Source organism: Mycobacterium sp. 236(2023), assembly GCF_029623955.1.
GTDB lineage: Bacteria > Actinomycetota > Actinomycetes > Mycobacteriales > Mycobacteriaceae > Mycobacterium.
The window spans coordinates 1,350,623-1,376,849 of record NZ_JARSBP010000002.1; the positions used below are offsets into that span (position 1 = coordinate 1,350,623).

Consider the following 26,227-nt stretch of genomic DNA (forward strand, 5'->3'; position numbering starts at 1 on the left):
GCTGGATCGATTGCCGGCGTGTGGAACGTCACGAGGATGATGCTGTTGTCGGGGAACCTCTCGGACGGTGAGACGGCTCGCCTTGCTGCGCTGCATTCCTACGAAATCCTCGACACCGCGCCCGAAGTCATGTTCGACCGGGTCGCCGCCCTCGCGGCACACGTGTGCGGGGTGCCGATGGCCCTGGTCGGCTTCGTCGACGCCGAGCGTCAGTGGATCAAGTCCGGCCACGGGGTGAACATCGGCGAGACCCCACGCGAGCTGTCTTTCTGCGCGCAGATCATGTCCGGCGCCGAAACCGTCGAGATTCCCGACACCCACCGGGATTCCCGCTTCGCTCATCACCCCATGGTCGTCGGCGATCCGTTCGTGCGCTTCTACTCAGGGGTACCCCTGCTCACCGACGGTGGGCACGCGCTCGGGGCGCTCTGCGTGCTGGACCGTGAACCGCGGACACTGTCAGCCGAGCAGCGCACGCACCTGGAGGCGCTCGCCGACCAGATCCTCAGCCTGCTGACTCTGCGCCGCCGGGCCCGACGCTTCGCCTCCGAAGTCGAAGCGCGCCAAGCGGCCGATCTGGCGCTGCGCCTGCAGCAGCGCGTGCTCTCCGGCGTGCTGGAGCACACCGATGTCCTCGTGTACGCCAAGGACGTCAAGGGCCGCTTCCTGATGTCGAACCGGGCGCTCGAACATGTGACGCAGGCCGGGGGTGAACTGACCGGCGGAACGGATTACGACTTCTTTCCCCGCGAGGTGGCCGATGCGTACCGCGAAAACGATCGCCGGATCATGGAAGCCAGGGAGCGTCAGGTTTTCAGCGAGGAAGTGATCCACCCCGACGGATCCGTGCACATCTACCAGTCGATGAAGTTCCCGATCTTCGACGACGGTGGCGACGTCATCGGTGTCGGCGGGGTGTCCACGGACGTGACCGATCTGGCCGCCGCGCGCGCCGCGCATGCCGCGGCCGAACAGCGATGGCGCGGGCTGGTCGAGCAGTCGCCTGCCGCGGTGATCGTCGTCGACGATCAGGGCAAACTCGCCTACGTCAACCCTGAGGGAGTGGTACTGCTCGGCGCGACGAGCGCCGAGGATGTCGCGCTGCTTCCGGCCCTGGATTTCGTGCCGGCCCGGCGTCGGCCCGACACGCAGGTGCTGCTGGACGAGACTCTGGCGGGACTGGCGCCGGTGCGGGCGGTGCGGGGTGTACTGCGCCGGCTCGACGGCGCCGAGATCCTCGTCGAATTCAACGCGACAGCGGTCAACCACGCCGGTGTTCCCAGCGTCCAACTCGAAGTCCGCGATGTCTCCGCCGACGCCGCCGCCCAAGCGGCACTGCGGCTTTCGGCCGCAACCGATCCGCTGACCGGCGTGCTGAACCGGCAGGCCTGGGATGCGCGGGTGTCCGAACTGATCCCCGCTGCGTCACCGCAGGCCCCATTGACGGTTGCCGTCATCGATCTGGACAACTTCAAGTCCTACAACGACAGTCGTGGCCACACCGCGGGCGACGCGCTGTTGCAGCGCTTCGCCGCGGCAGCCGCGGCGTCGATCCGCGACGAGGACGTGTTCGCGCGCTGGGGCGGCGAGGAATTCATCGTCGCGCTGCCGGGTGCGACTCCGGCGCATGCCGAGTGGCTGTTGAACAGGCTGCGCCACTGCGTGCCCTTCGGCCAGACCTGCTCGATTGGCTACACCGTGCATCTGATCTCCGAAACGTTGATCGAGACGGTGGTGCGCGCCGACAAAGCTCTCTATCAGGCCAAGAGCCAGGGACGAAACCAGTTGACGCAGCTCTAGTTTCGGAGGTCCTTGCGCAGGATCTTGCCCGACGCCGACTTCGGTATCGCGTCGATGAACTGGACCTGACGGACCTTCTTGTAGGGCGAGACCTGACCGGCGACGAACTCGATCACGTCGGCTTCGGACAGCGCTGCATCGGCCTGCTTGACGACGAACGCCTTCGGCACTTCCTCGCCCTCGTCGTCACGCACGCCGATCACGGCGGCGTCGGCGATGTCGGGGTGAGACAGCAGAACCGCCTCCAGTTCGGCGGGCGGCACCTGGTAGCCCTTGTACTTGATCAGCTCTTTGAGCCTGTCGACGATGTAGACCAGGCCCTTGTCGTCCACCTGGGCGAGGTCGCCGGTGTGCAGCCAGCCGTCGTCGTCGATCGTCTCCTTGGTGGCGCTGTCGTTGTTGAGGTAGCCGGCCATCACGTTGGGCCCCTTGAACCACAGCTCGCCGGTCTTGCTCAAACCCTGTTCGGGGACGTCGATTTCGTCACCGGTCTCGGGGTCGACAAGCTTGGATGCGGCATTGGAGACCGTCCATCCGACCGAGCTCAGCGGCGCCTCGTCGTGCATGTTGACGCGTCCGCCGTCGAACGGGGTGATGTGGCTGACAGGGCTGAGCTCGCTCATGCCGTAACCCTGAACGACCTTGCAGCCCAGTCGTTTCGCGACGGCATGGCCGAGGTCGGCGTCCAATGGTGCGGCGCCCGACATGACCACGTTCAGCGACGACAGGTCGTGATCGTCGACGAGCGGGTGCTTGGCCAGCGCCACCGCGACGGGAGGCGCGATGAACGCGATCGTGCACTTGTGCCCGGCGATGTTGCCGAGGAACTCGCCCAGGTCGAAGCTCGGCATGATGACGAGCCGCGCCCGCGCGTGCAGAGCGGCGTTGAGCAGCACCGTCATCCCGTAGATGTGGAAGAACGGCAGCACGGCCAGCACGACGTCGTCGGGTTGCATGCCGTGCAGCGGGCGGATCTGCGCAACGTTGGCGACCAGGTTGCGATGGGTGAGCATCACGCCCTTGGGATTGCCGGTGGTCCCCGAGCTGTACGGCAGAGCTGCCAGATGCGACGACGGGGCGAAATCCACTTGTGGCGCAGCGGTTCCCGAGGCGAGAAGATCGGCGGCGTTGGGATGGCCGTCTGTTGCGCGTCCCGCCCCGTCGAGCACAACGAGATCCTCGTCGCTGAGTTCCGCGAGCGCGGCGCCCTCCTTCGCAGAGGCGAGCAGAGGCGTCACTGTGATCAGCATCCGGGCTTTGGAGTCGGCCAGCTGCTTGGCGATGTCCTTGGGGGTGAACAGCGCGTTGATCGTCGTGGCCGTCGCCCCGGCGCGCAGGATGCCGTGGAACGCAACGGCGAACGCCGAGCTGTTGGGGGCGAGCAGACCGACTACGTCCCCGACGCCGATACCGCGTGCGGCCAGTGCACCGGCGAACGAGTCGATGCGGGCGACCATCTCGCGGTAGGAGGTCTGTCTGCCGGACCTGGCGTCGATCAACGCGACGCGGTCGAGGTCGGCGTCGCTGATCCCGGAGAACAGGAAATCGTGGACGCTGGCGGTGGGGATGTCGACTTCGGGGAAGGGGCTTGCGAAGCTCATGGTGTCTCCGATCGAACCACGACGCGCCGCGTCTGGGTCAGCGTTCGTCGAGTTGTCTGATCAATTTCTTGGCCGCGACCATCCGGAACGACGCGTCAACCAGTTCGGTGACCTCATCCCAGTCGACCTTCTTGGCCGTGAAGTCGAGGCCCAGCCAACCGAAGGGGCCCATGTAGGCAGGGAAGAAGAAGCGGCGGTCCTGCTCGAGCGCGGCGCGGTCGCTGTCGTCGACCTTGATCAGGATCGAGTGCGGGTACTGGACGTATTCGCCTTTGGCGTCACCCTTCACGCTGCCGCCGTACATGACGAACATCTTCGGCGCGCAGAAGACCGGCCTGCCCCACGAGATCTTCTCGAACGCCGCCGGGAACCCGAGCGCGATCTCACGCACCTCAGCCAGCCCCAGATCGTCGTCGCGAAACATGACCGGATGCGGCATGGTGTCAGGCTACCCAGCCCGTCAGACGTGATTCGGGATGTCGGCGCGCTCCGATAACCTGCGGGGGTGAGTGCGAAGGCGAATCCCGAGTCGGTGCTGGCCGCGCAGGCCGACGATGCTCCCGACGCCGATGTGCGCCGGACGTGGCAGGAGCTCGCCGACGAGGTTCGCGAGCACCAGTTCCGCTACTACGTCAGGGACTCTCCGATCATCACGGACGCCGAGTTCGACACGCTTCTGCGCGCGTTGCAGGCGCTCGAGGACGCCCATCCCGAACTGCGCACCCCGGATTCGCCGACCCAGCTCGTCGGCGGCGCCGGGTTCGCCACCGACTTCACGTCCGCCGATCACCTCGAGCGGATGCTCAGCCTGGACAACGTGTTCGACCCCGACGAGCTGGCGGCCTGGGCTGCGCGGCTCAAGAACGAGATCGGTGCCGACGCCCAGTATCTGTGTGAGCTCAAGATCGACGGCGTCGCGCTGGCGCTGGTGTACCGAGACGGCCGCCTGGAACGGGCGGCGACCCGCGGCGACGGCCGCACGGGTGAGGACGTCACGCTGAATGCCCGAACCATCGACGACATTCCCGAGAAGCTCAGCGGCACAGACGAATTCCCGCTGCCGAATGTTCTCGAGGTGCGTGGCGAGGTCTTCTTCCGGGTCGCCGACTTCGAAGACCTCAACGCCGGCCTGGTCGCCGAGGGCAAGCCGCCGTTCGCCAATCCCCGCAACAGTGCCGCGGGCTCGCTGCGCCAGAAGAACCCCGCCGTCACGGCCAAGCGGCGGCTGCGGATGATCTGCCACGGCCTCGGGCACATCGAAAGCCCGGGCGGATTCCCGTTCAAGTCCCTGCACGACGCGTACCGGGCGCTCAAGGCGTGGGGGCTGCCCGTCTCCGACCACACCGCACAGGTCAAGGGGCTCGACGCGGTCACCGAACGGATCGCCTACTGGGGTGAGCACCGCCACGACGTCGAACACGAAATCGACGGCCTGGTGGTCAAAGTCGACGACGTGGCGCTGCAGCGCCGTCTCGGCGCGACGTCGCGTGCGCCGCGCTGGGCCGTCGCCTACAAATACCCGCCGGAGGAGGCGCAGACCAAGCTCCTCGACATCCGGGTCAACGTCGGCCGCACCGGTCGGGTCACCCCGTTCGCCTACATGGAACCGGTCAGGGTCGCCGGTTCGACCGTCGGGCTGGCCACGCTGCACAACGCGTCGGAAGTCAAGCGCAAAGGCGTGCTGATCGGCGACACCGTGGTGATCCGCAAGGCGGGCGATGTCATCCCGGAGGTGCTCGGACCGGTCGTGGATCTCCGCGACGGCACTGAGCGCGAATTCGAATTTCCGACCCACTGCCCGGAGTGCGGCACGCAACTGGCTCCGGCCAAAGAGGGCGATGCGGACATCCGCTGCCCCAATACACGCAGTTGTCCAGCGCAGTTGCGGGAGCGCGTCTTTCACGTCGCGGGCCGCGGCGCGTTCGACATCGAGGGCCTGGGTTACGAGGCCGCGTCAGCCCTGCTGCAGACCGAGGTCATCGGCGACGAGGGTGACCTGTTCGGTTTGACGGCCGAGGACCTGCTGCGCACCGAGTTGTTTACGACCAAGGCCGGTGAGGTGTCGGCCAACGGCAAGCGGCTGCTGGCCAACCTGGGCAAGGCCAAAGCGCAGCCGCTGTGGCGGGTGCTGGTCGCGCTGTCGATCCGCCACGTCGGCCCCACGGCGGCACGGGCGCTGGCCACCGAATTCGGCAGCCTGGACGCGATCGTGGCCGCATCGGAGGAGCAGCTGGCCGGCACCGAGGGCGTCGGACCGACCATCGCAGCCGCGGTGATCGACTGGTTCACCGTCGACTGGCACCGCGCGATCGTCGACAAATGGCGCGAGGCGGGCGTGCGGATGGCCGACGAACGTGACGCCGGCATCGAGCGCACGCTTGAGGGACTGTCCATCGTCGTCACCGGATCGCTGACCGGGTTCAGCCGCGATGAGGCCAAGGAAGCGATCATCACCCGGGGCGGTAAAGCGGCCAGCTCGGTGTCGAAGAAGACGGCGTACGTCGTCGCGGGCGACGCTCCCGGATCCAAGTACGACAAGGCGGTCGAGCTCGGCGTGCCGGTCCTCGACGAGGACGGATTCCGCGACCTGCTGGCCAACGGTCCTGCGACGCCGGAGCCGGAGGGCGACCCCGAGTAGGGGTCAGCCGATGATCGTCGTGACGATTCCGGCTAGATAGCCGAGCCGGGCGACCTCGCTCGGCCGGAACGCCGGGCCCCCTGCCCGGCCCAGCATGATGGCCGTACGCGGATCGCTCAGCGGTGCTGCGGCCAGCGTGGTGTCCATGTCCCGCCACACCTGCGGCACCCAGTCCGCGGTGGCGTCCAGCGCCTCTGCCCGCTCGATCGGCAGCCACGGCAGGTCGGCGGCCTGCGTCTCGGGCGCGCCGGAGCTGCCGACGACGCGAGTGGCGCCGGCATCGGTCAGCTCGACGACCGTGCACCAGCCGACGCGCAACACCTTCGGCGCCTCGTCGACGAGTACCTGCAGCCGCTTGAGCCTCCCGTCGGCGGCGGCAACCTGGTCGATCAGTTCGAGTTCACGATGCGCCTCGAGAAGGCCGGTATGGGGTCGGATGCTGTCGACGTAGACGCCGTTGATGTTCTCGGCGGCCGTGATGAGCATGTCGGGCATGGCGCCGGGCGGGAGTTCCACCACCAGATCGTCGATCGCGTAGCCCGCAGCGCGTTCCACCACGTCGAGGGACAAGATGTCGGCGCCCACCGAACCCAGAGCCACGGCCAGAGAGCCGAGGCTGCCGGGCCGGTCCTGTAGCTGGACCCGCAGCAGATAGGAAGGCACGGCCAACACTGTGTCATGGCCTGACAGGTTTGGGCGACTCGGGCGAGAAGGCTGTGAGAGTGCCTCGACTAGGCTTCGTGGTCGTGTCCCAGATCTCCCGAGACGAGGTTGCGCACCTCGCACGCCTCGCGCGCCTCGCCCTGACCGACAGTGAACTCGACAGCTTCGCCGGGCAGCTCGACGCCATTCTCGGCCACGTCAGCCAGATCCAGGCCGTCGACGTCACGGGCGTCGAAGCCACCGACAACCCACTCACATCGGTCAACGTGTTCCGGACCGACGAGCCGCAGCCGTGCCTGACTCAGGACGAGGCGCTGTCCGGCGCGCCCGCCGCGGTGGACGGCCGGTTCGAGGTGCCGCGGATTCTGGGAGAAGCCGAATGAGCGACCTGATCAAGCTCGATGCGGCCACCCTCGGCGCGAAGATCGCCGCCAAGGAGGTGTCGTCGGTCGAGGTCACCCAGGCCCATCTCGACCAGATCTCCGCCACCGACGGCGAATACCACGCGTTCCTGCACGTCGCGGGGGAGCGGGCGCTGGCCGCCGCCGCCGCCGTCGACAACGCTGTCGCCGCCGGTGACAACCTTCCTTCGCCGCTCGCGGGCGTCCCGCTGGCGCTCAAGGACGTCTTCACGACGACCGACATGCCGACCACCTGCGGATCGAAGATCCTCGACGGGTGGACGTCGCCGTACGACGCGACGGTGACCGCGCGGCTGCGCGCCGCCGGCATCCCGATCCTCGGCAAGACCAACATGGACGAGTTCGCGATGGGCAGCTCCACCGAGAACTCGGCGTACGGGCCCACCCGCAACCCGTGGAACGTCGACAAGGTGCCCGGCGGATCGGGTGGCGGCAGCGCGGCAGCGCTGGCCGCCTTCCAGGCCCCACTCGCCATCGGCTCCGACACGGGTGGCTCGATCCGTCAGCCCGCGGCGCTCACCGCCACCGTCGGCGTGAAACCCACCTACGGCACGGTGTCCCGGTACGGGTTGATCGCGTGTGCGTCATCGCTGGACCAGGGCGGGCCGTGCGCGCGTACCGTGCTCGACACCGCGCTGTTGCACCAGGTCATCGCCGGTCACGATCCGCGGGATTCGACGTCGGTCGACGCCCCGGTGCCCGACGTGGTCGCCGCGGCCCGCGCGGGTGCGGACGGCGACCTCACCGGTGTGCGCATCGGCGTCGTCAAGCAGCTGCGCAGCGGCGAGGGCTACCAGCCGGGCGTCCTCGCGTCGTTCACGGCCGCGGTCGAGCAGCTGACTGCGCTGGGCGCGGAGGTCACCGAGGTCGACTGCCCGCATTTCGACTACTCGCTGCCCGCCTACTACCTGATCCTGCCGTCGGAGGTGTCGTCGAACCTGGCGAAGTTCGACGGCATGCGCTACGGCCTGCGGGTCGGCGACGACGGCACACACAGCGCCGAGGAGGTCATGGCGCTGACGCGCGCCGCGGGCTTCGGCCCAGAGGTCAAGCGCCGCATCATGATCGGTGCGTATGCGCTGTCGGCCGGGTATTACGACGCCTACTACAACCAGGCGCAGAAGGTGCGCACGCTGATCGCTCGTGACCTCGACGAGGCCTACAAGAAGGTCGACGTCCTGGTGTCGCCCGCAACACCTTCTACGGCCTTCGGCATCGGCGAGAAGGTCGACGATCCGCTGGCGATGTACCTGTTCGATCTGTGCACGTTGCCGCTGAACCTCGCCGGTCACTGCGGGATGTCGGTCCCGTCTGGTCTTTCCGCCGACGACGGCCTGCCGGTCGGCCTGCAGATCATGGCGCCGGCGCTGGCCGACGATCGGCTCTACCGCGTCGGTGCAGCCTACGAAAGGGCGCGCGGCCCGCTGCCAACTGCGCTGTAACAGGGGAGGATGCACAGCATGCGTATCGGAGTATTGACCGGCGGCGGCGACTGTCCTGGCCTCAACGCGGTGATCAGAGCGGTCGTGCGCACCTGTGACGCGCGGTACGGGTCGTCGGTCGTCGGGTTCCTCGACGGCTGGCGCGGCTTGTTGGAGGATCGCCGGATTCAGCTCGCCAACGACGACCGCAACGATCGCCTGCTGGCCAAGGGCGGCACGATGCTCGGCACCGCGCGGACCAACCCCGAGAAGTTGCGTGCCGGACTGGACCAGATCAAGCAGACGCTGGAGGACAACGGCATCGACGTGCTCATCCCGATCGGGGGCGAGGGCACGCTGACCGCCGCGCACTGGCTGTCCGAGGAAGGTGTGCCCGTCGTCGGCGTGCCGAAGACGATCGACAACGACATCGACTGCACGGATGTGACTTTCGGCCACGACACGGCGCTGACCATCGCGACCGAGGCCATCGACCGGCTGCACAGCACCGCCGAATCCCACCAGCGCGTCATGCTGGTCGAGGTGATGGGCCGCCACGCCGGCTGGATCGCACTGAACGCGGGCATGGCCTCCGGCGCGCACATGACGCTGATCCCCGAGCAGCCGTTCGACGTCGAGGAGGTGTGCCGGCTGGTGAAGCGGCGCTTCCAGCGTGGCGATGCGCACTTCATCTGCGTGGTCGCCGAAGGCGCCAAGCCTGCCGAAGGCTCGATGCAGCTGCGCCAGGGCGGCATGGACGAGTTCGGCCACGAGAAGTTCACCGGCGTGGCGCAGCAGCTGGCGATCGAGGTGGAGAAGCGCATCAAGAAGGAAGTACGCGTCACGGTGCTCGGCCACGTACAGCGCGGCGGCACCCCCACCGCGTACGACCGGGTGCTGGCCACCCGCTTCGGGGTCAACGCCGCCGACGCCGCGCATGCCGGCGAGTACGGGATGATGGTGTCGGCCCGCGGTACGGAGATCGGGCGGGTGCCGCTCGCCGACGCCGTCAAGCAGCTCAAGCTCGTCCCACAGAGCCGCTACGACGACGCCGCCGAGTTCTTCGGCTGAGTTTTTCTCGCGAGAAGACGGAAACTCACACGAATTGCGGCTGAATCGCGTGAGTTTGTGTCTGCTCGCCGGGAAAAGGTGACCCACTAGGATCTGGGACATGTCTGTCGCGACCGCTGATCTGCTCGACTACGACGAAGTCCTGGCCTCCTACGAGCCTGTGCTCGGCCTTGAGGTCCACGTCGAGCTGTCGACCGCCACGAAAATGTTCTGCGGGTGCGCCAACAAGTTCGGTGCCGAGCCCAACACGCTGGTGTGCCCGGTCTGCCTCGGTCTGCCGGGGTCGCTGCCGGTTCTGAACGAGAGCGCCGTCGAGTCGGCGATCCGCATCGGGCTGGCACTGAACTGCGACATCGCGCCGTGGGGCCGCTTCGCGAGGAAGAACTACTTCTATCCGGACCAGCCGAAGAACTACCAGATCTCCCAGTACGACGAGCCGATCGCGATCAACGGTTACCTCGACGTGCCGCTCGACGACGGCACCACCTGGCGCATCGAGATCGAGCGCGCCCACATGGAGGAGGACACCGGCAAGCTCACCCACGTCGGCAGCGACACCGGACGCATTGCCGGCGCCACGAATTCGCTTGCCGATTACAACCGGTCGGGTGTGCCGCTGATCGAGATCGTGACGAAACCGGTGGAGGGTGCCGGCGAGCGCGCCCCCGAGATCGCCCGCGCCTACGTGACGGCACTGCGGGACTTGTTGCGCGCCTTGGATGTATCCGACGTCCGGATGGATCAGGGCTCGGTGCGCTGCGATTCCAACGTGTCCATCAAGCCGATCGGCCGGGCCGAGTTCGGTACCCGCACCGAGACGAAGAACGTCAACTCCCTCAAGAGCGTGGAGGTGGCTGTCCGCTACGAGATGCGCAGGCAGGCAGCGGTTCTGGAGTCCGGCGGGACGGTGACGCAAGAAACCCGCCACTTCCACGAGGACGGCTACACCTCGCCGGGGCGCAGCAAGGAGACCGCGCAGGACTACCGGTACTTCCCGGAGCCCGACCTCGAACCCGTCGCTCCCAGCGCTGAGCTCGTCGAGCGGCTGCGTGCGACCATCCCGGAGCTTCCGTGGCTGGCGCGCAAGCGAATTCAGCAGGAGTGGGGTATCGGTGACGAGGTGATGCGCGACCTCGTCAACATCGGTGCGCTCGACCTGATCGCTGCCACCGTCGCGCAGGGGGCCTCCAGCGACGCCGCCCGCGCCTGGTGGGGAAACTTCCTCGTGCAGAAGGCCAACGAGTCCGGAGTCGAGCTCGAAGCGCTCCCGATCACGCCCGCGCAGGTGGCCGCGGTGGTCAAGCTCGTCGACGACGGCAAGCTGTCCAACAAGCTGGCCCGGCAGGTCGTCGAAGGCGTGCTGGCCGGTGAGGGCGAACCCGAGCAGGTGATGAAAGACCGCGGGCTGGTCGTGGTCCGCGATGATTCGCTCATTCAGGCCGCCGTCGACGAAGCGTTGGCCGCCAATCCCGATGTGGCCGAGAAGATCCGCGGTGGCAAGGTGCAGGCCGCGGGCGCGATCGTCGGCGCGGTGATGAAGGCGACCAAGGGTCAGGCCGATGCCGCGCGGGTGCGCGAACTCGTCATGGCCGCCTGTAGCTAGCCCGAAGGCCTGCCTTGCGAAAACGAGTCCAGGATCTGGTCTTCCGGGTTCTGCAGCACCCGCTGAGGTGGCTGTCGCTGCGGTCGATCGTCATCCTCTCCCAACTGGGTGTCACGATCCTGGTGCTGACCCTGGGCGTCTGGGTGTGGGTCGGCGTCACCAACGACCAGTACGACCAGTTGGACCGCCGGTTGGACTCGCTGTCGAGCCTCGGTGACGTCAACACGCTCCTGCGTAGCGCACAGGACGGCGTCGGACCCGAACCGACCGAGGGCGGACTGGTGCGCACCGCGCGGATCGGCGGCATCACGGTGTCCACCCCCGCCGACATCGTGCTGCCCGCACTCGACAGCGGTTACGCCGACGCCACCATCGACGGCGTCGAATACCGGGTTCGCACCATCAAGACCGGGAACGCATCCATCGCCCTCGGCGCGCCGATGGCCGACACCCAGGCACGCATCGATTCCCTGCACTGGCGCGTCTTCTGGATCTGCTCCGGCGTCATCCTGACCACGATGCTGGTCGGCTGGGTCATCGCATTGATCATGGTGAATCCGTTCCGGCTACTGGCCCAGCAGGCCCGCGCCATCAACGCGCAGTCGAATCCGGACGAAGTCCAGGTGCGCGGCGTCTGGGAGGCGGTCGAGATCTCCGAGGCCGTCGAGGGCATGCTCGCCCGCATCGGCGACGAGCAGCAGCGCACCAGGGCCGCGCTGGAATCCGCGCGTGACTTCGCCGCCGTCGCGTCCCACGAACTGCGCACCCCGCTGACCGCGATGCGCACCAACCTCGAGGTGCTCTCGACACTCGACCTCGGTGCCGAACAGCGCCAGGAGGTGCTCGGCGACGTCATCCGGACGCAGTCGCGCATCGAGGCGACGCTGACGGCCCTGGAGCGTCTGGCGCAGGGCGAGCTGACGACGGTGGACGACTTCGTCCCCGTGGATGTCGCCGAACTGCTCGACCGCGCCGCGCACGACGCGATGCACCACTACCCGGGGCTCGATGTGTCGCTGGCGTCGTCGACGACGGTGTTGATGCTGGGCATGCCCGCCGGGCTTCGGCTCGTCATCGACAATGCGATCGCCAATGCCGTCAAACACGGTGGTGCGACCCAGATTCGACTCAGCGTGGTCTCCTCGCACGAGGGTGTCGAGATCGCGGTCGACGACAACGGATCCGGAGTGCCGGAGGAGGAGCGGGCCGAGGTGTTCGCGCGTTTCCACCGGGGGACCACGGCCTCGCGGTCGGGTTCGGGTCTGGGTCTGGCACTGGTGGCGCAGCAGGCCGAAATACACGGTGGCACAGCAGCATTGGAGGTCAGCCCGCAGGGTGGCACGCGGATGATGCTGCGACTGCCCGGGTCCGGACCCAGCTAGCCACGCTGGTGCGCTGGCGCGTCGAGTGTGCGTCCAGGGCGAGAATTTCGGCCGAACGCCGCCACCAGCGCACGCTCGGCGTCGGGCGAGAGTCGCCTACGTGTTGTCGGCGTTGGTCCGCGGGAACCCGCCGCCCTGCGGGAAGAGGGGGAACACCACGTCATCGAGATTCATCGCGTCACCGGAGGTCTTGTTGACGGTGGCGCCCCAGACGTTGCCGTCCGGCGACACCTGAAGCGCCCACGCATGACCGTGCTGATCCTGGCGGACCACCTCCGGATCCCCGGTCACCGCACCGGTTTCGGGAGCCATGCGCACCGCGACGGTCTGCTTGGAGTTGACGAGGTTCACCAGCACGGTGCCGTCCAGCGCCGCGCAGCCCGCGACGCCGGGCCGATCCGGCCACGTCCACACCGTCGATACCTGCGAATCCTTCGTGATCCGCTGCAGCCGGTCGGCGGTCGGCGTCCGGTCGGTGACGTAGAGCGACTCGTCTGCCGGGTCGATGCACATGCCACCCCCGGGCCCCAGGCCCGACAGCGCGGTCGTCGTCGGCGCCTGATTGACCGTCGTCGGCTGCTCGATGCGCAGCAGCTTGCCCGCCATCGAGCCGGGGTCGGCGGCCTGGGCGGGATCGCCCGCGTCGCCTGTCTGCACCACGAGCGTCGTCGGGCTGGTGAAGATCAGCGAGCCGGTGTTGCCGGTGGCACCCTTCGGGATGCCCGTCAGGATCGGCTTGGGCGGATCGCCCTCGGCGATGCGGACCACGCGGTTGTCGGTGGGGGTGCTGATGTAGGCGTACATCAACCGGTCCTGCGCGTAGGTGGGGGACAGCACGATGTCCATCAGGCCGCCGTCACCGCTCCCGTCGACGGGGATCGACATCTTCTGGATCGGCTCGGCCTTGACCGACACCTGCTTGACGGTGCCGGTCAGACGCTCGGCGACCAGTGCCGACTGGCTGTCGGGAAGCATGATCAGCCCACTGGTGCTCCCCAGGCAGCCCTGCATGACGCCCGGTGCCGGGCATTCCTTGGGGAACGGCTTGGCGGGCAGCGGAGGCGGAGGAGGCGGTGTCGACGTCGGTCCCGGCGCGAGCTCGGGCTCGGTGGTGAAAGGCTGCGACTGCGTCGAGTCGAACCGCGCGCAGCCGGCACCGGCCAGCAGCGCCGCACACAGCAGCACGACGAAAGCCCCTGACGACCGACGCACGCTCATGCAGGCCAGGTTACGGATCGTCCGGGAGTGCCCGCCACGCGGTCGCACGCCCTGCCCTCGACGCGGCCCGCCGCGGTCACCGGCCCGGACCTGCGCCGCCGGGGAAAAACACGTGATCAACGCGCCGCGCCAATTCCCGGCACCCGCACGACTTGGACTTACCCTGGCTGTCGTGACGAGTCCCCAAGACCCACGCCCCTGGCAGCGGCCCGACGATTCGGCTGGCCGGCCCGCGTCGGCGAGCCTGGTGGACCCCGAAGACGATCTTCCCTCCGCGCACTACGGCGGCGACTTCGAAACCACGGCCATCCCGCGCTACGACTCGGCCAAGCCGTCGGAGCCACAGCCCTTCGCCCTGCTGAACGACCCCGAACCGCTGCCATACGTGCAGCCCAGCACCGGATTGGCCGCGGGCGCCTACGGGTCGTCCGCCACCCCCACTGAAGTCGTCGTCGATCCCGAACGCAACGGTGACGACCGCAGGGGCACCCAGGATCTCGGGCTGTTGCTTCTTCGGGTCGCGGTCGGCGTCCTGCTCATCGGTCACGGCCTGCAAAAGGTGTTCGGCTTGTGGGGTGGCCCCGGCCTCGACGGCTTCCGCGACCAACTCACCGACGTCGGCTTCCGCAACGCCGACATCCTGACCTACGTGGCTGCCGGCGGACAGATCGCGGCGGGAGTTCTGCTCGTCATCGGGCTGTTCACCCCGATCGCGGCAGCCGGTGCGCTGGGCTATCTGGTGACTGCGACGCTGGCCGAAGCGATGACCGCGCACAACGACGCCCGACTGGGGTCGTTCCTCACTGACGGGCACGAATACCAGCTGATCCTGCTGTTCGCCGTCGCCGCAATCATTTTGGTCGGCCCCGGCCGATACGGCCTGGACGCCGGACGTGGCTGGGCCCGCAGGCCCTTCGTGGGTTCGATCGCGGCGCTGATCCTCGGCATCGGCGCGGGCGTGGCGATCTGGGTTCTGCTCAACGGAGGAAATCCGCTGGGCTGAGCGCCTATTCGGACCCTGACTCGTACGGGTTGGGCACGCGTCCGCCGCTGGCCTCCGTCAACACCGGCAAGGTCGAGAACGTCACCGCGGGCAGCGGGAACTCGGAGCCGTCGCGGCGTCGTGCCACGGCCCATGCCCTGCGCCCGAACCGCAGCCCGTCGATGTCGTCCCAGGGGACGGTCTGGCGACCCAGCAGGGTCCGTGCCGTGACGGTGTCGCGGCCCGCGACGGTGCGGTAGCGCGCGATCACGATCGACAGGACCACCGGAATCAGCAGCAGGACCACGAACCACGGCGGCCCGGCGAACACCAGCGCCGCGAGCCCGAGGGTGAGGAATCCGACGGCAATATGAGCCATCGGCGAGATCCTGATGACGACGGGGGCCGACTCTGGCGCCGACGGGGTACGCATCCCGCCATCATTCCATCGAGGCCGGTGTCCTCGACCCCTCGCGCGAGCGCTCGTCGGGATTTGACGTTTGACAAGCTCGGGGTCTACCGTCGTCTGCTATGCAGACCATGCTCGTAGTAATTGGGTTGCGCGTTGATGCCGCGCTAGCCCCAGTTCGGGCATAGCACGCAGCATCGACGCGCAACCCTCGTACAGCCGCTGGGCTGACGGGGGTTTTTTGTTGCCCCAGCACCGATTTGAGAAGATCGCACCGAGCGAGAAAGACCAGAGGACACCGTGAGCGCACCCACTACGCGACCGCCCGAGCAGTCGGCCACCCCGACGAACGGGACAGCGGCTGCCGCGAAGAACAACTCCGCGACTGCCCAGGCGCAAGCCGCACGTCAGGCGAATGTCGTTGCCCCGCACCAACTCACGGGAGCGCAAGCGGTCATCCGCTCGCTCGAAGAGCTCGGTGTCGACGTCATCTTCGGTATCCCCGGCGGCGCCGTGCTGCCGGTGTATGACCCGCTTTTCGACTCGCAGAAGCTGCGCCACGTCCTGGTCCGTCACGAGCAGGGTGGTGGCCACGCCGCCAGCGGCTACGCGCACGCGACCGGCCGCGTCGGCGTGTGCATGGCGACCTCGGGTCCCGGTGCGACCAACCTGGTGACCCCGCTGGCCGACGCCTACATGGACTCGATCCCGATGGTGGCGATCACCGGACAGGTCGGGCGTGCGCTCATCGGCACCGATGCCTTCCAAGAGGCCGACATCTCGGGCATCACGATGCCCGTCACCAAGCACAACTTCCTCGTCCGCAACGGCGACGACATCGCCCGCGTCATCGCCGAGGCGTTCCACATCGCCGAGAGCGGCCGCCCCGGCCCGGTCCTCGTCGACATCCCCAAGGACGTGCTGCAGGGAGAGTGCACGTTCGCGTGGCCGCCGCAGTTCGAACTGCCCGGCTACAAGCCGAACACCAAGCCTCACAACCGTCAGATCCGCGAAGCCGCCAAACTGATCGGCGAGGCCCGCAAGCCGGTGCTCTACGTCGGCGGCGGCGTCATCCGCGGTGAGGCCAGCCAGCAGCTGCTCGATCTGGCCGAGCTGACCGGAATCCCGGTCGTCACGACCCTGATGGCCCGCGGTGCGTTCCCCGACAGCCACCCGCAGAACATGGGTATGCCGGGCATGCACGGCACCGTCGCCGCGGTGGCCGCACTGCAGCGCAGCGACCTGCTGATCGCGCTGGGCACCCGCTTCGACGACCGGGTGACCGGCAAGCTCGATTCGTTCGCGCCCGACGCCAAGGTCATCCACGCCGACATCGACCCCGCCGAGATCGGCAAGAACCGGCACGCCGACGTGCCGATCGTGGGCGACGTCAAGAACGTCATCACCGATCTGATCGAGGCCATCCGCCGCGAGGGTGCGGCCGCCACGGTCAAACTCGACAGCTGGTGGGAGTACCTGCGGGGCGTCCAGTCGACCTACCCGCTGAGCTACGGCCCGCAGAGCGACGGCAGCCTCTCGCCGGAGTTCGTCATCGAGAGTCTCGGCAAGATGGCAGGCCCCGACGCCGTCTACGTTGCCGGCGTTGGCCAGCACCAGATGTGGGCCGCGCAGTTCATCTCCTATGAGAACCCGAAGACGTGGATCAACTCGGGTGGCCTGGGCACGATGGGCTTCGCGGTGCCCGCCGCCATGGGCGCCAAGATGGGCCGCCCCGAGGCCGAGGTGTGGGCCATCGACGGCGACGGCTGCTTCCAGATGACCAACCAGGAGCTCGCGACGTGTGCGATCGAGGGGGTGCCGATCAAGGTCGCCCTGATCAACAACGGCAACCTGGGCATGGTGCGCCAGTGGCAGACGCTGTTCTACGACCAGCGGTACAGCCAGACCGATCTGGCCACCCACACCCGTCGCATCCCGGACTTCGTCAAGCTCGCCGAAGCGTTGGGCTGCGTCGGAATACGTTGCGAGCGTGAAGAAGACGTGGCCGACGCGATCGCGCAAGCACGCGCGATCAACGACCGTCCCGTCGTCGTGGAGTTCGTGGTGGGCGCCGACGCACAGGTCTGGCCGATGGTCGCCGCGGGCACCAGCAATGATGAGATCCAGGCGGCGCGCGGTATCCGCCCGCTGTTCGACAACGAAGAGGGACACGCCTAATGACCACCACGCACACGCTGTCGGTGCTCGTCGAGGACAAGCCCGGCGTCCTGGCCCGGGTGGCGTCCCTGTTCTCCCGCCGCGGCTACAACATCCAGTCACTGGCCGTCGGTGCCACCGAGCACAAGGACCTCTCGCGGATGACCATCGTGGTCGACGTCGAGGAGTCCCCCCTGGAGCAGATCACCAAGCAGCTCAACAAGCTGATCAACGTGATCAAGATCGTCGAGCAGGACGAGGAGAACTCGGTCTCCCGGGAGCTCGCCCTGATCAAGGTCCGCACCGATGCCAGCACTCGTGGTCAGGTCATCGAGGCGGTCAATCTGTTCCGCGCCAAGGTCGTCGACGTGTCTACGGAGTCACTGACTGTCGAGGCCACCGGCACAGCTGAGAAGATCGAGGCGCTGCTGCGTGTTCTCGAGCCTTATGGGGTCCGCGAGATCGTCCAGTCCGGTGTGGTGTCGCTGTCCCGCGGCCCTCGCGGTATCAGCACCAAATAACAACGAAAAATAAAGAGCAGAAGGAAGTTTCACGAAGATGGCAGTTGAGATGTTCTATGACGACGACGCGGACCTGTCGATCATCCAGGGTCGCAAGGTCGGCGTCATCGGCTACGGCAGCCAGGGTCACGCGCATTCGCTGAGCCTGCGCGACTCCGGTGTCCAGGTGAAGGTCGGCCTCAAAGAGGGGTCGAAGTCCCGCGACAAGGTCACCGAGCAGGGTCTCGAGGTCGATACGCCCGCCGAGGTCGCCAAGTGGGCCGACGTGATCATGGTGCTGGCGCCCGACACCGCCCAGGCCGACATCTTCACCAACGACATCGAGCCGAACCTCTCCGACGGCGACGCGCTGTTCTTCGGACACGGCCTCAACATCCACTTCGGCCTGGTCAAGCCGCCCGCCAATGTCACCGTCGGCATGGTCGCGCCGAAGGGCCCGGGCCACCTGGTACGCCGCCAGTTCGTCGACGGCAAGGGTGTGCCGTGCCTGGTCGCCGTCGAGCAGGACCCCAAGGGTGAGGGCCTGGCGCTGGTGCTGTCCTACGCCAAGGGCATCGGTGGCGCGCGCGCCGGCGTCATCAAGACGACGTTCAAGGACGAGACCGAGACCGACCTGTTCGGTGAGCAGGCCGTGCTGTGCGGTGGTACCGAGGAACTGGTCAAGGCCGGCTTCGACACCATGGTCGAGGCGGGCTACGCGCCTGAGCTCGCCTACTTCGAGGTGCTGCACGAGCTCAAGCTGATCGTCGACCTGATGTACGAGGGTGGCATCGCCCGGATGAACTACTCGGTGTCCGACACCGCCGAGTTCGGCGGGTATTTGTCAGGTCCCCGAGTTATTGATGCCGGTACCAAGCAGCGGATGAAGCAGATCCTGACCGAGATCCAGGACGGCACCTTCGTCAAGCGCCTCGTCGCCAACGTCGAAGGCGGTAACAAGGAGCTCGAGGGCCTGCGCAAGGAGAACGCCGAGCACCCGATCGAGGTCACCGGCAAGAAGCTGCGCGACCTGATGAGCTGGGTCGACCGCCCCATCACCGAAACGGCTTAGTTGGTGATTTCGGCGTGCGCAGTAGCGCTGGGCGCGACTGCGCACGTCGAAATCGCTGCGGTCGGTACCCTCGGATTTCATGACGGGCACTGATACGCCGGCCGCCGCGCTGCTGGCCCGCGCGGGCGGCATCCGCGGACTGGTGTACTCGGCGTTGCCGGTCGTCGTGTTCGCGGCGGTCAACGCACTCGCAGGTCTGATGCCCGCGCTGATCGCGGCGGTGGCCGTCGGCGCCGTCGTCCTGACCTGGCAATTGGTGCGCCGGGAATCGACCCGGCCCGCCCTGTTCGGCTTCGCCGGCATCGCCGTCGGCGCGGGCTTCGCGCTCGTCACCGGACAGGCGAAAGACTTCTATCTGCCCGGCATCTGGATGTACCTCGCGATGGCCGTGCTGTTCACCGTCTCGGTGGTGGTCGGACGCCCGCTCATCGGCGTCGTCTGGGCGTGGATGACCGGCCGGGACGACACGTGGCGGCGCACTCGCCGCGTGCGGATGGCGTTCGATCTCGTCACGTTGATGATGGCCGTGGTGTCGGCGACGCGCTTTGCCGTGCAGTTCTATCTGTACGACACCGACCAGGAAGGCCTGCTCGCCGTCGCGCGCATCGCGATGGGCTGGCCGATCTTCCTGGTGACGTCGACCCTGATCTACTTCGCGATCCGCACCGCCATGCGGACGCTGCCCCGCACCGGTTAGTCGAGGCGGTCGGCGACGCTGACGACGCGCCGCGCCAGATGGTCGAGCGCCGCCAGCGTGGCGTCGTCGAGTTCGTTCTTGTTCTCGGGGCCGGTGACATGTCCTACGCCGTAGGGGTTTCCGTCGGCGAACTTGACCCCGTCGGTGTAACCCGGGGGAACGATGATGCCGCCGAAGTGCATCAGCGTGATGTAGAGCGTCATCAGCGTCGTCTCCTGGCCACCGTGCGCGGTCTGTGACGACGTGAAGCCCGCATAGACCTTGTCGGCGAGCAGCCCTTTGGCCCACAGCCCGCCGAGCGAGTCGATGAATGCCCGGAACTGCGATGCGGTGTTGCCGAACCGGGTCGGCGATCCGAAGATCACCGCGTCGGCCCACACGATGTCGTCACCGGTGGCGGCCGGAAGGTCTTTGGTGGCTTCGTAATTCGCCGTCCACGCCGGATTGCCGGCGAAGGATTCGGGATCGCGGGTCTCGGCGACGTGACGCAATCGGACTTCGGCGCCCGCAGCTTCCGCCGTCGCCGCGAGGCGGGTGGCCATCGTCGTTCCGTGGCCTGTCGCCGAGTAATAGATGACTGCGAGCTTCGTCATATCGGAAGCCTACTCACGGGGAGAGCGTCGGCAGTTCCTTGATGCCGAACTCGCGCTTGAGCACCGTGCGGGCCGCGTAGAAGCCGGCCATCCCGTGTACGCCGCCGCCGGGCGGAGCGGCCGACGAGCACAGGTATGCGTGCGGGATCGGCGTCGCCCACGGATTCCACCGCGGCGACGGGCCGGTCAACGCGCTGATCATGTTGTTGCCGCCGACGCCGATGTCGCCACCGACGAGGTTGGCGTTGTGGTCGGCGAGCCGGGCGGCCGGCACGCTGCGTACGCCGACCACCACGTCGCGGAACCCCGGCGCGAACCGTTCGATGATGGTGGTGACGGCCTCGGCCATGTCGACCGTCGAACCCGCGGGCACGTGGGCGTACGTCCAGAACGGGCGGCGTCCCTGCGCGTCGATGCGAGTCGGGTCCGCGAGGTGGGGGAGTGCGGCCAGGACCATCGGCCAGTCGGCGTGACGGCCTTGGGCGATCTCCTTCTCGGCCAGCGCCATCGTGGGGCGGTCGCCACCGAGGTGCAGCGTCGGGGCTTGCGCCAAACGTGAATCCAGCCAAGGTATTTCGTCGGAGAGCACGAAGTCGACCTTCGCCACGCCCGGCCCGTAACGGTAGCGGCGCAACGTCTTCGCGTAGCCGGCGGGCATGCGGTCGCCGTAGACCCGCAACAGTGCCGTGGGCGCGGTGTCATACAGAACGACTCCCGACGGCGGTGCCGTCACTTCCTCGCCGAGCACCAACTCGCCGCCGTGGGCCCGCAGATCGGCCAGCAGGGCGTCGGGGATCGCCTGCGAGCCGCCGACCGGGATGGGCCAGCCCACCGCGTGCGCGAGCGTGGCCAGCATCATGCCGGCCCCCGACGCCACCAGCGACGGCATCTGCGAAATCGTGTGGGCGGCAACGCCGGTGAACAACGCGCGGGCATCGTCGCCGGCCAAGGTGTTCCAGGCGGGACTTCCCTGCGCGAGCAGTCGCGGGGCGACCCGCAAGGCCGCCGGGATGCTCGGCGGAATCGAGCGCTTGTCGCCGAGGAGCAGCCCGACCACGCCGTCGCAGTCGGCGGCCAGCGGCCCGAGCAGCTTGCGCCACGAGTCGCCGTCCTCCAGTTCGGCGCACGTGCGCTCGATGTCGCGGTAGCCGATGGCGGCGGGGCGGCCCGGCAGCGGATTGCCGTACGAGATCTCCGGCACGGCTAGCTCCACTCCGCGGGCGCGCAGATCGAACGCCGCGAAGAACGGCGACGCCAGCGCCAGCGGGTGCACCGCCGAGCAGATGTCGTGCGAGACGCCGGTGAACTCGGGGTCGGGTAGCGTGCGCGCCCCTCCACCGAACGTGGGCTGAGCCTCGATGACCCGCACCGAAACCCCTGCTCGTGCGCAGATCACAGCTGCGGCCAGCCCGTTGGGGCCGCTTCCGACGACGGTCAATTCCACGGGGCCATTACAGCCCATTAGGCTGAGGCCTCGTGAGTCTTCCTGTTGTACTGATCGCCGACAAGCTGGCCCAATCGACTGTGGAGGCCCTGGGGGGCCAGGTGGAAGTCCGCTGGGTCGACGGGCCGGACCGAGAGAAGCTGCTGGCCGCCGTGGCCGACGCCGACGCACTCCTCGTGCGTTCGGCGACCACCGTCGATGCCGAGGTGCTCGCCGCAGCTCCCAAACTCAAGATCGTCGCCCGCGCCGGCGTCGGGTTGGACAACGTCGACGTCGACGCAGCGACCGCGCGCGGTGTGCTGGTCGTCAACGCTCCCACCTCGAACATCCACAGCGCGGCCGAGCACGCATTGGCGTTGCTGCTGTCCACCGCGCGCCAGATCCCCGCTGCCGACGCCACGCTGCGTGAGCACACGTGGAAGCGTTCGTCGTTCTCGGGAACCGAGATCTTCGGCAAGACGGTCGGCGTGGTGGGTCTGGGCCGCATCGGTCAGCTGGTCGCCCAGCGTCTGGCCGCCTTCGGCGCCCACATCACCGCGTACGACCCCTATGTGTCGCAGGCGCGCGCCGCGCAGTTGGGCATCGAGCTGTTGACGCTGGACGAACTTCTCGGCCGCGCCGACTTCATCTCGGTGCACCTGCCCAAGACCAAGGAGACCGCAGGCCTGATCGGCAAGGAGGCGCTGGCCAAGATCAAGCCGGGCGCCATCATCGTCAACGCCGCCCGCGGCGGTCTGATCGATGAGCAGGCGCTCGCCGACGCGATCATCAGCGGCCACGTGCGCGGCGCGGGTCTGGACGTGTTCTCCACCGAACCGTGTACGGACAGCCCGCTGTTCGAGCTGCCGCAGGTCGTCGTGACGCCGCACCTCGGCGCATCCACCTCGGAGGCCCAGGATCGAGCGGGTACCGACGTCGCGGCGAGTGTGAAACTGGCGCTGGCGGGGGAGTTCGTCCCCGACGCCGTCAACGTCGGCGGCGGCGTCGTCGGCGAGGAGGTCGCGCCGTGGCTGGATCTGGTCCGCAAACTCGGTCTGCTCGTCGGTGCCCTGTCCGCGGAGCTGCCCACCAATCTCTGCGTGCAGGTCCGCGGCGAGCTGGCCTCCGAGGAGGTCGAGGTGCTGCGGCTCTCGGCGCTGCGCGGATTGTTCTCCGCCGTCATCGAAGATCAGGTGACCTTCGTCAACGCCCCGGCGCTGGCCGCCGAGCGCGGCGTGGAGGCCTCGATCGATAGCGAGGCGGAAAGCCCCAACCACCGCAGCGTCGTCGACGTGCGGGCGGTGGCTGCCGACGGGACCACCGTCAACGTCGCGGGTGCGCTGTCCGGGCCGCAGCAGGTGGAGAAGATCGTCCAGATCAACGGCCGCAACCTGGATCTGCGCGCCGAGGGTGTCAACCTGATCATCAACTACGACGACCAGCCGGGTGCACTCGGAAAGATCGGCACACTCCTCGGCGGTGCCGCCGTCAACATCCTCGCGGCTCAGCTCAGCCAGGACGCCGACGGTGAGGGCGCGACGATCATGCTGCGCCTGGACCGCGAGGTGCCCCAGGACGTGCTCACCGCCATCGGCAGCGATGTCGCCGCCTCGACACTGGAAGTGGTTGATCTGTCGTGAAACTCGCAGTCATCGCCGGCGACGGCATCGGACCTGAGGTCATCGGTGAAGCACTCAAGGTGCTCGACGCCGTGGTGCCGGGCGTGGCGAAGAACGAATACGACCTCGGTGCGCGCCAGTACCACAAGAGCGGTGAGGTGCTTCCGGATTCGGTGCTCGAGGAGCTGAAAGGTTATGACGCGATCCTGCTCGGCGCCATCGGCGATCCGTCGGTGCCCAGCGGGCTGTTGGAGCGTGGTCTGTTGCTGCGCATCCGATTCGAACTCGACCACCACATCAACCTGCGACCCGGACGTCTGTACGCCGGCGTGCAGAGTCCGCTCGCGGGTAATCCGGAGATCGATTTCGTCGTCGTCCGCGAAGGCACCGAGGGTCCGTACACGGGCAACGGCGGGGCGATCCGAGTCGGCACGCCGCACGAGATCGCGACCGAGGTCAGCGTCAACACCGCCTACGGGGTGCGCCGGGTCGTGCAGGACGCGTTCGGGCGGGCACAGCAGCGCCGCAAGCATCTGACGTTGGTGCACAAGAACAATGTGCTCACCAACGCCGGATCGTTGTGGTGGCGCACCGTTCAGGCCGTGGGGGCCGAGTATCCGGACGTCGAGATTGCCTACCAGCATGTCGATGCCGCAACCATCCACATGGTCACCGACCCCGGGCGGTTCGACGTCATCGTCACCGACAACCTGTTCGGCGACATCATCACCGATCTGGCTGCCGCGGTGTGCGGCGGCATCGGATTGGCGGCCAGCGGCAATATCGATGCGACGCTGACGAATCCGTCGATGTTCGAGCCGGTGCACGGCAGCGCGCCCGACATCGCCGGGCAGGGCATCGCGGACCCGACCGCCGCGGTCATGTCCGTGTCGCTGCTGTTGGCCCACATGGCCCAGTTCGATGCCGCGGCACGGGTCGACAAGGCTGTCGCGGAACACCTGGCAACCCGCGGCGACGAGAAACTGTCGACCTCGCAGGTCGGCGAGCGGATCCTCGGAAAGCTCTAGCCATCACGGGGTTCGCGTCACTGACGCGACAGTGCTGGCTGTTCGCGATCGGCTCGACGCTGTTCGCGGCGGCCACCGCGCCGGGGTTCCCCGCGTGGGCCGGCGGTGGTACGGCGAACCTGCTGTGCTTTGCCGGCTCGTGGTTCTTCACCACCGCGGCGTGGATGCAGCTGGTGCTGTCCGACCGGTCGAAGAAGTTCGAATGGTGGTCAGCCGCAGTGCAATTCGCCGGGACCGTGCTGTTCAACATCAGTACGGGTGCCGCGGTCTGGGCGCACGCCGTGATCGCCGAGCGGCGCTACGTCTGGGTCCCCGACGCGACCGGATCGCTGTTCTTTCTCCTCAGCGGTGCGCTGGCGATGATGGCGATCACGGCCGTGACCGGACTTCTTGAGCTGCGGTCGCGTGACTGGGCCGCCGGTGCGATCAACCTGATCGGCTGTGTCGCGTTCGGTGTTTCGGCTCTCGCTGCCTTTGTCCGCAAGGACGGAGTGACCGCAGACGAGGTGCTGGCCAACCTCGGCACGTTCATCGGAGCGTTGTGCTTCCTGATCGCCGCGCTGATCGAACTGCCCCGCAAGCCCCACTCAGCGTGAGTGCACCGACTCCTCGGTGTAGAGGTGCGCGACGAATCTGGAAGCGGGGCCTAGCGATCCGGGTTGACCTTCAGAGGTACCGCCGGAATCGCCAGGAGCGGAAACAGTGCACAGACCGCGAAGGCCACCGGGTAGCCCGCGAAGGCGATCAGTCCGCCGAACAGTGGGGGAGCGACTCCCTGCGCGAAGAGCTGGCTCGTGTTCTGTGCTCCCAACGCGCGCCCGCTCCAGAACGGACCGGCGTATTCGGCGATGAACGTGAAGGCCAACCCGTTGTCGGACACGGTGATCACCGACGCCGCGATCAAGACAGCCATGCTGACCGGGGTGTTGAGCCAGTCGGTGACCGCGAGCAACGCCATCGCTGCCGCGGCTGCCATCGCAATCATCCGGATGGGGCGCAGCCGCGAGGATGCGACGTGCCCTGAGCGTTTCACGAACATGTCCGACCAGCGGCCCGCGGCGATTCGCCCTGCGGCACCGAGGATCTGGGCGAACATGACGAGGATGCCTGCCGATTGGGCCGACCACCCGTGCTCGATCATCATCCACACCAGCGCGAACGTCCATACGAACACCTGCGGGACGACGAGTAGGACCGACGTGAGATGGATCCGCCACAACATCGCCGACCCGCGATACGGGTTGGCCAGATCCGCGGCCGTGGCCTGGGCTCGCGGTGGCCGGGGTGGGTCGATCACCGCGACCGCGCACAGCACCGCCGAGGCCGCGCACACGGCTGCGGGGAAGAGCAGCGCCGCTGACACGCCGCCGAACTCGGCGATACGCGGGATGACCAGCGCGCCGAGGCCGACGCCCAGCGGCTGCGCGGTCTGCCGGATTCCCATCACCAATCCGCGCTTCTCGGCATCGAACCAACCGACCACCAGCCGGCCGCTGGCCGTGTTGCTGCTTGCGGCGGCCATCCCGCCGAGAAACAGGAAGACGCCTGTCGTCACGAGGGATTCCGACTCCGCGGCCGCGAATGCCGCGACGGCGGTCAGCGCGGAGCCCAATGCCAGCACGACGCGTTCTCCGACCCGGTCGACGACATAGCCCCACGCGATGAGGGTCACCACCATGCCCAGGCTGGGCAGCGACGACATCAAGCCGGCGGAGGCGAGGTCGAGTCCCCGCTCGTTGTGCAGGGTCGGGATCAGGAACGCGACACCGTTGATGAACACGTTGGCGCACAGTGTCGCCAGCAGCCCGATGACCAGCATCGACCAGCGTCGTACCGCGCTGATCTCTCGGGTGACCATGGCGCCATGGTTCCACAGCCGTCCCAAAATGCTGAACATGGATTCCATATAGTGAGATGGGACCAAGGTC

General features: G+C 67.7%; 23 protein-coding genes. 15 read left to right on the forward strand and 8 right to left on the reverse strand.

From position 1 onward, the window contains the following. Positions 1-36: 36 nt before the first annotated feature. Positions 37-1,800 carry a diguanylate cyclase gene (locus tag P9A17_RS08980; RefSeq protein ID WP_278038195.1) on the forward strand — a complete coding sequence of 588 codons (1,764 nt, stop codon included), beginning with the start codon at positions 37-39 and terminating at the stop codon, positions 1,798-1,800. On the opposite strand, the gene P9A17_RS08985 is transcribed toward P9A17_RS08980, so the two are convergent. Together P9A17_RS08985 and P9A17_RS08990 are read right to left on the reverse strand one after the other, a co-directional pair. Then, entirely contained in the window at positions 1,797-3,401 is a 1,605-nt protein-coding gene (locus tag P9A17_RS08985) for a 4-coumarate--CoA ligase family protein (protein ID WP_278038196.1), read from the reverse strand. The two genes, P9A17_RS08980 and P9A17_RS08985, sit on opposite strands and share 4 nt — an antisense overlap. A gap of 37 nt (positions 3,402-3,438) precedes the next feature. Further along, complete coding sequence (locus tag P9A17_RS08990; RefSeq protein WP_278038197.1) at positions 3,439-3,840, reverse strand: MmcQ/YjbR family DNA-binding protein; 402 nt, start codon at positions 3,838-3,840, stop codon at positions 3,439-3,441. A 93-nt stretch (positions 3,841-3,933) separates the two neighbouring features. On the opposite strand from P9A17_RS08990, the gene ligA reads away from it, so the two are divergent. Further along, entirely contained in the window at positions 3,934-6,039 is a 2,106-nt protein-coding gene (ligA, locus tag P9A17_RS08995; RefSeq protein ID WP_278038667.1) for an NAD-dependent DNA ligase LigA, read from the forward strand. 3 nt (positions 6,040-6,042) lie between these two features. Here ligA and P9A17_RS09000 read toward each other — a convergent pair whose 3' ends face one another. Further along, the gene (locus P9A17_RS09000) at positions 6,043-6,702 is read right to left on the reverse strand and encodes an amino acid-binding protein (RefSeq protein WP_278038198.1); all 660 of its coding nucleotides are present in this window, start codon (positions 6,700-6,702) and stop codon (positions 6,043-6,045) included. An 83-nt stretch (positions 6,703-6,785) separates the two neighbouring features. Between P9A17_RS09000 and gatC the strand changes: the two genes are divergently transcribed. From gatC to P9A17_RS09025, 5 genes are all read left to right on the forward strand, one after another. After that, positions 6,786-7,085 carry an Asp-tRNA(Asn)/Glu-tRNA(Gln) amidotransferase subunit GatC gene (gatC, locus tag P9A17_RS09005; RefSeq protein WP_278038199.1) on the forward strand — a complete coding sequence of 100 codons (300 nt, stop codon included), beginning with the start codon at positions 6,786-6,788 and terminating at the stop codon, positions 7,083-7,085. Continuing rightward, on the forward strand, positions 7,082-8,566 hold the full coding sequence (gene gatA, locus P9A17_RS09010) for an Asp-tRNA(Asn)/Glu-tRNA(Gln) amidotransferase subunit GatA (RefSeq protein WP_278038200.1): 1,485 nt from the start codon (positions 7,082-7,084) through the stop codon (positions 8,564-8,566). The genes gatC and gatA overlap by 4 nt, the downstream gene beginning before the upstream one ends. Positions 8,567-8,584: 18 nt before the next feature. After that, a complete protein-coding gene (locus P9A17_RS09015) occupies positions 8,585-9,616 on the forward strand; it encodes an ATP-dependent 6-phosphofructokinase (RefSeq protein ID WP_278038201.1) in 1,032 nt (343 codons plus the stop codon). A 100-nt stretch (positions 9,617-9,716) separates the two neighbouring features. Continuing rightward, entirely contained in the window at positions 9,717-11,219 is a 1,503-nt protein-coding gene (gene gatB, locus P9A17_RS09020) for an Asp-tRNA(Asn)/Glu-tRNA(Gln) amidotransferase subunit GatB (protein WP_278038202.1), read from the forward strand. Between the two features lie 14 nt (positions 11,220-11,233). Then, on the forward strand, positions 11,234-12,601 hold the full coding sequence (locus tag P9A17_RS09025; protein ID WP_278038203.1) for a HAMP domain-containing sensor histidine kinase: 1,368 nt from the start codon (positions 11,234-11,236) through the stop codon (positions 12,599-12,601). Positions 12,602-12,697: 96 nt separating this feature from the next. Here P9A17_RS09025 and P9A17_RS09030 read toward each other — a convergent pair whose 3' ends face one another. Next, positions 12,698-13,819, reverse strand: coding sequence for a PQQ-dependent sugar dehydrogenase (locus P9A17_RS09030; protein ID WP_278038204.1), 1,122 nt, complete (start codon positions 13,817-13,819; stop codon positions 12,698-12,700). A 112-nt stretch (positions 13,820-13,931) separates the two neighbouring features. On the opposite strand from P9A17_RS09030, the gene P9A17_RS09035 reads away from it, so the two are divergent. Then, positions 13,932-14,822: a DoxX family protein gene (locus tag P9A17_RS09035; RefSeq protein WP_278038205.1), complete on the forward strand. Its 891-nt coding sequence runs from the start codon at positions 13,932-13,934 to the stop codon at positions 14,820-14,822. Positions 14,823-14,826: 4 nt separating this feature from the next. Here P9A17_RS09035 and P9A17_RS09040 read toward each other — a convergent pair whose 3' ends face one another. Further along, complete coding sequence (locus P9A17_RS09040) at positions 14,827-15,234, reverse strand: PH domain-containing protein (RefSeq protein WP_278038206.1); 408 nt, start codon at positions 15,232-15,234, stop codon at positions 14,827-14,829. 276 nt (positions 15,235-15,510) lie between these two features. On the opposite strand from P9A17_RS09040, the gene P9A17_RS09045 reads away from it, so the two are divergent. From P9A17_RS09045 to P9A17_RS09060, 4 genes are all read left to right on the forward strand, one after another. Further along, a complete protein-coding gene (locus P9A17_RS09045) occupies positions 15,511-17,388 on the forward strand; it encodes an acetolactate synthase large subunit (RefSeq protein WP_278038207.1) in 1,878 nt (625 codons plus the stop codon). Further along, complete coding sequence (ilvN, locus tag P9A17_RS09050) at positions 17,388-17,888, forward strand: acetolactate synthase small subunit (RefSeq protein ID WP_278038208.1); 501 nt, start codon at positions 17,388-17,390, stop codon at positions 17,886-17,888. The genes P9A17_RS09045 and ilvN overlap by 1 nt, the downstream gene beginning before the upstream one ends. A gap of 49 nt (positions 17,889-17,937) precedes the next feature. Next, positions 17,938-18,939 (forward strand): ketol-acid reductoisomerase, encoded by a 1,002-nt coding sequence (ilvC, locus tag P9A17_RS09055; RefSeq protein WP_278038668.1) that lies wholly within the window; start codon positions 17,938-17,940, stop codon positions 18,937-18,939. A 79-nt stretch (positions 18,940-19,018) separates the two neighbouring features. Next, positions 19,019-19,636, forward strand: a complete 618-nt coding sequence (locus P9A17_RS09060) for a DUF3159 domain-containing protein (RefSeq protein ID WP_278038209.1) — start codon at positions 19,019-19,021, stop codon at positions 19,634-19,636. Here the strand turns inward: P9A17_RS09060 and wrbA are convergent. Continuing rightward, the gene (gene wrbA, locus P9A17_RS09065; protein ID WP_278038210.1) at positions 19,633-20,229 is read right to left on the reverse strand and encodes an NAD(P)H:quinone oxidoreductase; all 597 of its coding nucleotides are present in this window, start codon (positions 20,227-20,229) and stop codon (positions 19,633-19,635) included. The two genes, P9A17_RS09060 and wrbA, sit on opposite strands and share 4 nt — an antisense overlap. A gap of 13 nt (positions 20,230-20,242) precedes the next feature. Beyond that, positions 20,243-21,673 (reverse strand): NAD(P)/FAD-dependent oxidoreductase, encoded by a 1,431-nt coding sequence (locus P9A17_RS09070; RefSeq protein WP_278038211.1) that lies wholly within the window; start codon positions 21,671-21,673, stop codon positions 20,243-20,245. A gap of 32 nt (positions 21,674-21,705) precedes the next feature. Here P9A17_RS09070 and serA point away from each other — a divergent pair, with 32 nt between their 5' ends. From serA to P9A17_RS09085, 3 genes are read left to right on the forward strand one after another with little or no spacing between them, the layout of a single operon-like run. After that, complete coding sequence (serA, locus tag P9A17_RS09075) at positions 21,706-23,292, forward strand: phosphoglycerate dehydrogenase (protein WP_278038212.1); 1,587 nt, start codon at positions 21,706-21,708, stop codon at positions 23,290-23,292. Next, positions 23,289-24,299, forward strand: a complete 1,011-nt coding sequence (locus P9A17_RS09080; protein WP_278038213.1) for a 3-isopropylmalate dehydrogenase — start codon at positions 23,289-23,291, stop codon at positions 24,297-24,299. The genes serA and P9A17_RS09080 overlap by 4 nt, the downstream gene beginning before the upstream one ends. Before the next feature lie 2 nt (positions 24,300-24,301). Continuing rightward, positions 24,302-24,895, forward strand: a complete 594-nt coding sequence (locus P9A17_RS09085) for a hypothetical protein (RefSeq protein WP_278038669.1) — start codon at positions 24,302-24,304, stop codon at positions 24,893-24,895. A gap of 50 nt (positions 24,896-24,945) precedes the next feature. Here P9A17_RS09085 and P9A17_RS09090 read toward each other — a convergent pair whose 3' ends face one another. Beyond that, entirely contained in the window at positions 24,946-26,157 is a 1,212-nt protein-coding gene (locus P9A17_RS09090; RefSeq protein ID WP_278038214.1) for an MFS transporter, read from the reverse strand. Positions 26,158-26,227: the final 70 nt, after the last annotated feature.